Source organism: Deltaproteobacteria bacterium PRO3 (genome assembly GCA_030263375.1).
Taxonomy (GTDB): Bacteria; UBA10199; UBA10199; order DSSB01; family DSSB01; genus DSSB01.
In genome coordinates, this window is sequence record SZOV01000104.1 from 1 (window position 1) to 10,416 (window position 10,416).

8 protein-coding genes and 1 pseudogene are annotated in these 10,416 nt (G+C 60.3%); 8 read left to right on the plus strand and 1 reads right to left on the minus strand.

From position 1 onward, the window contains the following. The 5 genes from FBR05_12985 to FBR05_13005 all read left to right on the plus strand — a co-directional run. The coding region (locus FBR05_12985; GenBank protein ID MDL1873094.1) for a TolC family protein at positions 1-511 on the plus strand (511 nt) is incomplete at its 5' end. After that, positions 508-3,651: an efflux RND transporter permease subunit gene (locus FBR05_12990; GenBank protein MDL1873095.1), complete on the plus strand. Its 3,144-nt coding sequence runs from the start codon at positions 508-510 to the stop codon at positions 3,649-3,651. The genes FBR05_12985 and FBR05_12990, both read left to right, overlap by 4 nt. A 91-nt stretch (positions 3,652-3,742) precedes the next feature. Continuing rightward, positions 3,743-4,927: an ATP-binding protein gene (locus FBR05_12995; GenBank protein ID MDL1873096.1), complete on the plus strand. Its 1,185-nt coding sequence runs from the start codon at positions 3,743-3,745 to the stop codon at positions 4,925-4,927. Positions 4,928-5,207: 280 nt separating this feature from the next. Continuing rightward, entirely contained in the window at positions 5,208-6,362 is a 1,155-nt protein-coding gene (locus tag FBR05_13000) for an ATP-binding protein (GenBank protein MDL1873097.1), read from the plus strand. 496 nt (positions 6,363-6,858) lie between these two features. Continuing rightward, positions 6,859-7,104, plus strand: a complete 246-nt coding sequence (locus tag FBR05_13005) for a hypothetical protein (GenBank protein ID MDL1873098.1) — start codon at positions 6,859-6,861, stop codon at positions 7,102-7,104. An 80-nt stretch (positions 7,105-7,184) separates the two neighbouring features. Here the strand turns inward: FBR05_13005 and FBR05_13010 are convergent, their stop codons facing one another. Beyond that, positions 7,185-8,189 (minus strand): hypothetical protein, encoded by a 1,005-nt coding sequence (locus FBR05_13010; GenBank protein MDL1873099.1) that lies wholly within the window; start codon positions 8,187-8,189, stop codon positions 7,185-7,187. Between the two features lie 71 nt (positions 8,190-8,260). Between FBR05_13010 and FBR05_13015 the strand changes: the two genes are divergently transcribed. From FBR05_13015 to FBR05_13025, 3 genes and pseudogenes are all read left to right on the plus strand, one after another. Then, positions 8,261-9,184 carry a DUF882 domain-containing protein gene (locus FBR05_13015; GenBank protein ID MDL1873100.1) on the plus strand — a complete coding sequence of 308 codons (924 nt, stop codon included), beginning with the start codon at positions 8,261-8,263 and terminating at the stop codon, positions 9,182-9,184. A gap of 111 nt (positions 9,185-9,295) precedes the next feature. After that, complete coding sequence (locus FBR05_13020) at positions 9,296-10,024, plus strand: hypothetical protein (GenBank protein ID MDL1873101.1); 729 nt, start codon at positions 9,296-9,298, stop codon at positions 10,022-10,024. Then, positions 9,979-10,227: pseudogene (locus FBR05_13025) on the plus strand (hypothetical protein). The gene FBR05_13020 and the pseudogene FBR05_13025 overlap by 46 nt, the downstream one beginning before the upstream one ends. The last annotated feature ends 189 nt before the right edge of the window (positions 10,228-10,416 follow it).

Consider the following 10,416-nt stretch of genomic DNA (forward strand, 5'->3'; position numbering starts at 1 on the left):
CCAGGCCGCCCGCGACGCCGTACAGCTGGCCCGGGGCGAGGTGAAGATCCGTCAGGGCGACCTGCTTCCGCAGGCCGACGTCACCGCCAACTATTACCCCTACCGCGCCGGCTTCCAGCGCGACATCAAGTGGGACGCGACCTTCAACGTGGGAATCCCGGTCTTCAACTGGGAGACGGTCGGGCAGATCCGCGAGGCCAAGACCCTGGCCAAGCAGGCCCAGCTCCAGGAAGAGCTCACCCGCCGCAGCGCCGGCACCGAGGTACAGAAGTCCTACGACGGCTACGTCTCGTCCCGGAATCAATTCAAGAAATTCCAGAGCGCCGCCGACAAGGCGCGCAACAGCTACGGCCTGCAGGCCCAGGACTTCAAGGACAGCCTGATCAACACCATCGACCTATTGCAATCGCAGCAAACCTGGCTGGACGCGCTCCGCCAGCGCAACACCGCCGAGGTGCAGACCTGGCTGGATTGGCTGGCCCTCCAGGTCACCGCGGGAGCCATGCCATGAACTTAGCCGACATCTCCATCAAGAACCCCGTCTTCGCCTGGATGCTGATGTTCGGCCTCATCCTGTTCGGCGCGATCAGCCTGACGAGGATGGGCATCAGCGAGATGCCGGACGTGGACTTTCCCGTGGTCAACATCTCCGTCACCTACGAAGGCGCGGCGCCGGAGATCATGGAATCGGACGTCGTCGACGTCATCGAGGACGCCGTGCTCTCGATACAGGGCATCCGCAATATCACCTCCTCCTCGCGGCAGGAGGAGGCCAACATCACGATCGAGTTCGAATTGAACCGCGACATCGACGTCGCCCTGCAGGAGGTGCAGACCAAGATCGCCCAGGCGCAGAACCGGCTGCCCACCGACATCGACCCGCCGATCGTGACCAAGACCAACCCCGAGGACCAGCCGATCATGTGGATTTCGCTCTCGGGGGACAAGCCGCTGCGCTTCCTGATGGAATATGCCCGCGACCAGCTCAAGGACAAGATGCAGACGGTGAGCGGCGTCGGCGAGGTCCTGCTGAGCGGCTTCGTCGAGCCCAACCTGCGGATCTGGATCGACCCGCAGAAATTGGACGCCTGGGAGCTGACCGTCCAGGACGTCATCGACGCCGTCCAAAGCGAACACCGCGAGATCCCGGCGGGCCGCATCGAGACGAAGGAGAAGGAATACAACCTGCGCTCGATGGGCGAGGTCTTCACCCCCGAGGAGTTCGGCAACATCGTCATCCGCACCCGCGGCGGCCAGCCGATCTACAAGCCCATCTACATGCGCGACGTCGCCAGGGTCGAGGCCGGACTGGACGACATCCGCCGGATCAGCCGCACCAACGGCCTGACCGCCGTCGGCCTGGGGATCAAGAAGCAGCGCGGCTCCAACGCCGTGGCCGTCGCCGACGCGGTGAAAAAGAAAATGGACGAGATCCGCCCCACCCTCCCCGAGGGCCTCAAGCTGGCCGTCAACTTCGACTCGACGCGCTTCATCAAGCAGACGGTCAACGACCTGAGACACGAGTTGGTCCTGGCGGCCATCCTGACCGCGATCGTCTGCCTGCTCTTCCTGGCCTCCTTCACCTCGACCTTCAACATCCTGCTGGCGATCCCCGTGTCGATCGTCGGCAGCTTCACCTTCCTCTACTTCGCCGGCTTCACGATCAACAACTTCACGATGCTGGGCCTCATCCTGGCGATCGGCATCGTGGTCGACGACGCGATCATGATTTTGGAGAACATCGTCCGCCACCAGGAGATGGGCAAGACGCCGATGCAGGCGGCCAAGGACGGCGCGCGCGAAATCACCGGCGCCGCGGTGGCGGCCACGCTGGCGATCATCGCGATCTTCATCCCGGTCATCTTCATGAAGGGGATCATCGGAAAGTTTTTCTTCCAATTCGGCGTGACGATGGCGGTGGCGGTCGGCCTATCCTTGATTGAAGCCCTGACGCTGACCCCGATGCGGCTCTCCTACATGAAGGTCAAGCACGGCGACCAAAACCGCTTCGGCCGCGCGGTCGACGGCGTCTTCGGCGGCCTGATACGCATTTATGAAAGGGTCCTGAGATTCTGCCTGAACTGGCGCTGGTCGGTGATCTTGGTGTCGGTCGCCCTCTTCGCCGCCTCCTTCCTGGTGCTGCCGAAGGTCAAGAAGGAGTTCGTCCCCGCCCAAGACCAGAGCATGTTCTTGATCCGCCTGCAGACCCCGCTGGGCTCGTCGCTGGCCTACACCGACGGCATGATGAAACAGGCCGAGGCGATGATCTCGAAGCATCCGGAGGTCGTGCGTTATTTCGCCGCGGTCGGCGGCTTCGGCGGCGGCGAGGTCAACACCGGTATCGTCTTCGTCACCCTCAAGGACCCCAAGGAGCGGCCCATCGACCCGAAGCTGGGGCGACCGCTAAAGCAATCCGACTTGATGTCCCGGGTCCGCGAGGAGCTCAACACCCTCCCCGACCTGAAGGTGGTCATCCAAGACCTCTCCACCCGCGGCTTCACCGCGCAGCGCGGGTTTCCCGTCGAGTTCACCGTGCGCGGGCCCGATTGGGAAAAGCTGACCCAGGTCTCGGAAGACCTGATGAAGAAGATGAAGGGCAATCCCTACTTCGTCGACGTCGACACCGACTACCAATTCGGCCAGCCCGAGATCCAGATCACGCCCAACCGCGACGCCGCGCAGGCGCGGCAGGTCAGCGTGGAGGACATCGGGCGCGTGATCAACGCGATGATCGGCGGCGCCAAGACGGGCAAGTTCACCGAATCGGGCCACCGCAACGACATCCGGGTGCGCCTGGAGGAGGACGCGCGGCAGAGCTCGAAGGACATCGACCGGCTTTACGTGCGCAACCAGCGCGGCGAGCTGGTCAAGCTGAGCGACGTGGTGACGATCAAGCAGCGCGAAACCCTGAAGAGCATCACCCGCAAGGACCGCGAGCGCGCCATCGGCATCTTCGCCAACGTCGGCCCGGGAAAATCTCAGGACGAGGCGCTCAAAGAGGTCGACAAGCTCGCCAAGGAGACGCTGCCCGCGGGCTACCGGACGGTGTTGAGCGGCTCGGCCGAGACCTTCAAAGAGTCCTTCCAGAGCCTGCTCTTCGTCTTGGTCTTGGGCATCATCGTCGCCTACATGGTGCTCGGCAGCCAGTACAACAGCTTCATCCATCCCTTCACGGTCCTGCTGGCCCTGCCCTTCAGCGTCTCGGGCGCCTGGCTGGCCCTCTACCTGACGCACCAATCGCTGAACATCTACAGCTTCATCGGCGTGATCTTGCTGATGGGCATCGTGAAGAAAAACTCGATCCTGCTGGTCGACTTCACCAACCAGCGCCGCGAGGCGGGCTTGGACAAGACGGCGGCCCTGCTCTCTGCCTGCCCGCAGCGCCTGCGGCCGGTCCTGATGACCTCCTTCGCGACCCTGGCCGCGGCCGTCCCGCCGGCCTTAGGGCTGGGCGCCGGCTCGGAGACCCGCGTCCCCATGGCGACGGTCATCATCGGCGGCGTCTTCATCTCGACCCTGCTCACCCTCTTCGTGGTGCCCTGCGCCTACAGCCTGCTGGCATGGCTGGAGCGGAAGAAGTACCACGTCGAGGATTTGGAGGAAGCGCCGGAGGCGGCGTGGGAGGATGAGGAGAAGCGGGCGCGGGCTTGAACTGATCTGGTATTGAAATAATATTTAATAATTACAATAAGTTAACTACACATATCCCCACTTTTTATTGAGCTAGCACTGAAATATTGGCATGCCAATATTTCAGTGCTATATAGGCTCCATGAGAAGTCTCCAACCCTGGATCGAACGGGACCTCCAGGAAAAATTCGTCTTTCTTTCCGGCCCTAGGCAGGTTGGAAAAACCCACCTGGCCAAGGCCATCCTGCAAAATATCAAGGGCAAGTATTACAACTGGGATTTAGCGGAGGACCGCCGGCAGATCCTCGCTAAGAATTTCCTTGGAGATCGCTTTGTCGTACTCGATGAACTCCACAAATACGATCGTTGGAAAAGTTTCCTCAAAGGGGTTTATGACAAATACCATTCGACCTTAAGCGTCTTGGTTACAGGTTCCGCCAGGATGGACATCTACCGTAAGGGAGGCGATAGCCTGGTGGGACGATATTTTCTCTTTCACCTACACCCGCTCACGATGGGTGAAATCACCTCTCCCTCACGGATTCTTCCGCCCAAGGATCTATTTGAAGATGCCGCATCCCGCGGAGATCCTGCACTACTCGAGAGTTTAATGAAGTTCGGCGGCTTCCCCGAGCCTTTTTACAAGGGATCGGAGCAGGCTCACGCCCGCTGGTCGATCCAGCGCAATGAGCTCCTCGTCCGGGAAGACATTCGCGACTTGACCAATATCAGCTTACTGAGCCTCATCGAGCACCTTCTGTTGTTACTCCCGGATCGAGTCGGCTCTATCCTGAGCATCAATGCATTGAAGGAAGACCTGCGGGTCGCCTACAACACCGTCCTATCTTGGCTGAACACGCTCGAAAATCTTTATCTGATTTTCATCTTGAAACCCTATACCCAACAATTGAGTCGAGCGATTCACAAAGAAAAAAAGCTGTATCTTTGGGATTGGTCCCAGGTGCCGTCCGAGGGCGCGCGTTTCGAAAACTTGGTGGCCAGCCACCTATGGAAGGCCGTGCAAATTTGGCGAGACCTGGGGATGGGAAATTTCGAACTATTTTTCCTCCGCGACCGAGACCGGCGGGAAGTGGATTTTCTCATCACCGAGGCCAAAAAACCTTGGCTGCTGGTGGAAGCCAAGTGGGGCGATACGCAAATTTCAGAATCCTTGGATTATTTCGCGAATCGCCTCCAAATACCGGGCATTCAGTTGACCGCGCAAAGTAACGTCCGAAAGCAGTCGGGTCGTATCCAAGTCCTGAGCGCGGATCAATGGTTGGCGGGGCTGCCTTGAAGTAAGACCGGCGGATAGACTCTTCGCCCTTTGTAATGCTCTCGAGCCGTAGAGACTCGAGTGCGAGAGGGGGCAATGGCCACCTCACTGCAAGACCCAACCCTCCATGGTATTGGTTTTTCGTTTTTAATTTCAGCTAGTTATGAAAAAATTTTAACCGTATCGTTATATCTGAGATTAAATTGCCAAATTAAATGAAATTCGGCAAAATACTTGCGTGATTAAATATTATGAAAGAAAACTTAATATTAATCAGCTGTTAAAGCATAAATCCCTTTTCTTGCTGGGTCCCAGGCAGACCGGGAAAAGCACCCTCCTTCAGCACCAATTCCCCCAAGCCAAGTCCTTCAACCTGTTGCGCGCCGATACCTTTCGCGATTTAAGTTCGCGCCCGGAATTACTCCGGCAGTCCCTGAGGCCCGAGGATCGCCTCGTGATCCTCGATGAAATTCAAAAGCTCCCGGCCCTGCTGGACGAGGTCCAATTCCTCATCGATCAAGACCCGCGGCGTCGCTTCATCCTGACGGGCAGTAGCGCCCGCAAGCTCAAACGAAGCGACGCCAATCTGCTCGCGGGTCGCGCTTGGATCTGTCATTTGCACCCGCTCGTCTCGGCCGAGCTCGATTTCCAGCGGCTGACGGACCGCCTCAACCGAGGCAGCCTGCCGGCGGTGATCGACTCGCCGCTCCCCCTGGAAGATCTCAAGGCCTATGTCGGGACTTATTTACAGGAAGAGATCCGGGCGGAAGGCTTGACCCGATCGATCGAAAATTTTTCGCGATTCTTGGATACGGCGGGTCTGACGAACGGCGAGCTGGTCAACTTCACCAAGGTCGCCAACGATGCGGGGCTCCCGCCGAAAACCGTCCGTGAATATTATCAGATCCTCACGGACACCTTGATCGGCTTAATGATTCCGCCTTTTCAAAAAACCGCGAAGCGGAAACCCGTTTCCACCGCCAAATTTTATTTCTTCGACGTCGGCGTCGCGAATTATCTGATGCGCCGCGGGCAAATTTTGCCGGGTTCGGCGGACTTCGGCCGCGCCTTGGAACATCTCGTCACCCTCGAGGTCCGCGCCTATCTCGACTATTCGCGGATCGACCTCCCATTGACCTTTTGGCGGAGCCAATCCAAATTCGAAGTCGACTTGGTCGTCGGGGATCACCTGGCTATTGAAGTCAAGGCCAAGGAACGGATCACCGACGGTGATTTGAAGGGGCTTCGCGCGCTGGCGGAAGAAATGCCCTTAGGCGAAAGGATTGTCGTGAGCTTGGAGACGTGGAACCGTCAAACCGAAGACGGGATTCAAATCCTGGCCGTCGAGGAATTTTTTCGAAGACTTTGGAACGGGGCCATGATTCCTGCGACCCCGCCGATTTCCCTGCCAGACGGAACCGCCCTCGCCTCCATCACCGAGGATCGCGGGGAGTGAGGCAAGGCCTCGGGCCTATTTCTTTTTCAAGGTGATTTCCATTCCGAATGCGGCGCCGCGACGACGAGCTTCATCTCGCCGGCGTCGTTCAAGGTCGAACCTTCGAAGCTGATCGTGCCGACGTCCAGGTCGGTGACCACACCCCAGGAATCATTCCTTAGGACAACATGTCCCATAGACCGAAATCGATGCCGCCGAGGAATCCGTCGCCCCCCACACGTGATTTCGACAAAACCATATGCGCAACGCCGCCTCAGGATCAGGAACCCCCATGCAAAGCGGTCCGGGTTTTCCCGCAATATCCTTGGTCGATTGCGTCGTGCAAGGCGCGCTTACGGTCCTTTGCCCCTGGGCGTTGATGAGGCCCGTCGTAAAATCGCATCCCGCATTAAACAAAATCTTTCCGGGACCGCAATCCAGGTAAGCAGTGGTATGGCCCTGGCCGAGATTCTCATTAACAGGGCCGACTTTTTTAAATTCACACTTGGACCATGAAATGCTTTTTCCCTCCGGTCCCGGAGTTCCTTCCGGCCCAATCGGACCTGGAAGGCCCTGGGGCCCTTGGGGCCCCGCCGGGCCCTGGGGGCCGGACGCGCCCTTGTCTCCTTTGGGGCCTTCGGGTCCGCGCGACCCGTTAGCTCCGCGAGGACCAGGCTCACCCTGGCACCCCCCTAAGAATATGGCGGAAACAGCCGCAATGCCGAACGCGATTACGGGCCACATAGACACCTCCATTTTTTGAAACGAAGAAGATGGAGGGTCGCGCGAAGCCAGGCGCCATGTGCCCCCTCGATACTCTTCGAATGTTTTTAAAGAAAAAATCTAATTTGTTTCCGTCAACTCGATTTCCGCGACGATCGCGCCCCCCTGCAATTGCTGAAGCAGGCCGTTCTGCGGAAGAATGGAGCCGAACACCAATTTCATTTTGCCGTCCGCCAAGGCGGAGCCCGTCGCGGATAAGGTGCCGTCGGGAGCGGTGACTTCGACGCTTTCCGTCGTGAGCTTGCCTTCGACGGTGATTTGACCAAGCACCGACAACCGCACGGCGGGGAATTCGAGTTTCGCGCCGTCAAAGGTGCCCTCGAAGGTCTCATCCTCTAGGTCGGCGGAAACCGCCCCTTGCGGGGTGTCGATGGGGATGCTCGGAAAATCCGCTTTCCCGATCAGGGCCTTTTCTCCCTCGACGCCGAACTGGAAAGTCTCGGTGATGTCGGTCGTCTCTTGGACCGGAACTTCCGTGTCTTTGTCCTCAATCCTGATGGTGACCTTATCAACCCTGAATTTCTTGAGATCGCCCTGAGTCGTTCCACAACCTTCCAGGGCCGTCGGCGCCTTGCCACGCAGCTCGATCTGCATCACGCCCAGCTTGGGCCCGTTGAGAACGATGTCGAGATAGGTGTTGTGAAAGGCATCTCCCTTGGTAATGACCTTGGGGTTGTAGCTGACCTTCACGGTCATAACCCCTCCCGGCGGCAGGATCATCTCCGTTACCATATTACCAACGGCCTGCTTCACCACATTGCCGACCGCAACCTCTTCGACTTTGAAAAACTGAAAGTAGGTCTCACCCTCTTCCAGGGTCTCCGGGCGATTGCCCTCCTTGTCGAAGTCGTTGGTGCCGAACTCGAAGTGCACGCCCTGCACCCGCTGGGGCTCTTCGGAATCGTTGTTGCGGATTTGGATGGTCTTTTCGGCCTTCACGCAGGCCGTGGTCTCGAGATTGGCGATCGCCACGATGCCGCTGATCTGCGGCGCCCCGCCCCCGCAGGCGGCCAGCGCCGCGAGGCCCAGGAAAATCAGGAAGAATTTCAGCAGATTCCACTTCACAACACACCCCTCAAAATCGCAAGATACCCCCACGGCAACCCTTCTCTTTCGATATCGGCGGGAGAACATAAATGTTGTGGGAATTCAAGAACTTGATGACAAGGCGCGTCAGGCGCGGCGGCCGGCGGGCGGCGCTGGGCCTGTTCTTGGCGTCGGCCCTGCTGCCCAACCCGGGATCCGCGCAGAGCTACCCCCGGGGCGACGGGCAGGTCCGCCTCTTTAACTATCACTTGAACGAATTCGGCGAGATCCGCTTTCGGGATGGCGAAAAGGTACTCCCGGAGGGTCTGTCCCAGGTCAACGCCCTGCTCCGCTCGCGCGACAATTCCGCGCAGGCCCCCATCGACCCGAGGCTCTTAGACTTAGTCGATCACCTCCAAGACCGCTTCCAGGCGGACACCGTCGAGATCATCTCGGGCTACCGGCGCAAGGAGTTCAACGAGAGCCTCCTCAAAAGCGGCCGGGCGGTGAGCCCCGTCAGCCTTCACACCCAAGGGCAGGCCCTCGACATCCACATCGACGAGGTCCGCGAGGAAACCCTGCGCGACTACCTGCAAGGCCTAGGACTTGGCGGCGTCGGCTACTACGGGCCCATGGACTTCATCCATATCGACGTCGGTCCGGTGCGCCATTGGGGCGAAGGCCCCGGGGCGCGCAAATTGGTAGGCGTCCTGCAGCCCGAGGCGCCCGTGCAACTGACCAGTGACAAGAACGACTACCTCCCCGGGGAAACCCTCCTCTTCACCTGGACGCTCCCCGACGGCGTTTCCCCCGACCGGGTGCAGGGGCTTAGGCTAGAGCTGTTCCGGCGCGGGAAATGGATCGCCTGCCCGCTGACCGAGGGCGCCGCCCCGGCATTCCGCCTCCCGGCCGCCAGCCTGCAGTGCGAGGGCGCCGGCCAGGGGCCCAGTTACGGCAAGTTCCGCTGGGTCTTCCAGCTGCCGGGGGATCCCGCCCCGCACTCCTCCAACGAGTTCTACCTGAAAAAACTCTAGCTCTGACGCGGCGTTCCATTCCTTTTCTCACAACCTTCTCGAGGGGCCTGCGACAAGGCCTTGTTCCACCCTAAGCAGTACCTAGAAAGCGGTTTTTCGAGCGAGGTAAGGATGACGATCGGCTTTCCAAGGACGGCGCCGGGACCGGAGATGCTTTTCGGGCACGGGGCCGCGACGACGCCTGCGGGCGAGGCTTCCGCTGAGACGGATTTCGGCGTCCAGCGCGGGCGCATCCTCGCGCAGCTGGAGGGGCGCTTGCGCGGAGGGCTGTCGCAAGCGGACCTTCGGGAATTGGCGGCGCTGCGGGCGGAGACAGACCCCTCCTTATTTTTGGAATCCCTGTTAAATTTTGGCATTCGGAAAGAGCGGGACGGCGGCTTGGAAGCGGCCGCTGAGGCGTATGCCGCTCTTGTAGGGGCGAACCTTGTGCTCGCCCGCGCGCAGGGATGGGGAGAGCGAACACAAGGTTCGCCCCTACGGGTACATGCACAACGCCGTCTCGACGCCCTCCTCGGCCGCGGCGCCCTCGGCCCCCGCGCCGAATTCCTCCTCCGCAACCTCGCCCAACAGGCCAGCGAGCCCAGCGCCCTCTTCGCCATGGGCGCGGCGGGCGCGGTGTATCGCGTGACGCGGCTCGCGACCTTGTCGCGGCTCGCGGGGCCCTCCAGCCCGGGCCTCTTCACGCAGGTCTTGGGCGCGGGGCGCCTGGCCTCGCTCGCGGGCTTCGCCGCCGAGGCCCCGGCCTTCGTCGTCGCGGGGCGGCTGGCGGGGGCGGCGCTGGGGCATCGGCAGGCAGGCGAGGCGTCCTGGGGGCGTTGGAGCAAGGCCACACCGAGGTGACGTTGTGGGGCGACGAGTGTCCAGAGGATTTGAGCGTCGACCCGGTGCGGCACGAATTATCCGCCGCCGCACGAGCTTTCAAAGCCCAGGCGCTCGCTGCGGTAAACCACCCCGAGGCCCGCGGCGTCGGACACACTGAAGCATTTCGATGCGGCACGATGATAAGCCGCTCGGTGCCCGCCGACCTGATTCCGGCCAGCTGACGGAGCGTTTCTGCCACCGGCAGATCAATTTCTGCCACCGGAATTAACCCTCTGACCTCGATGTTTGATGATTCAGATCGACGAAATGGCAACACCGGATCGTCGGCCTGTGGAGCCGTAGCGCGATGCTCGACGCCACCTTCAACTCATCGGAAGAGGGCACCACAATGAAGAAGATCGGATTCGCCA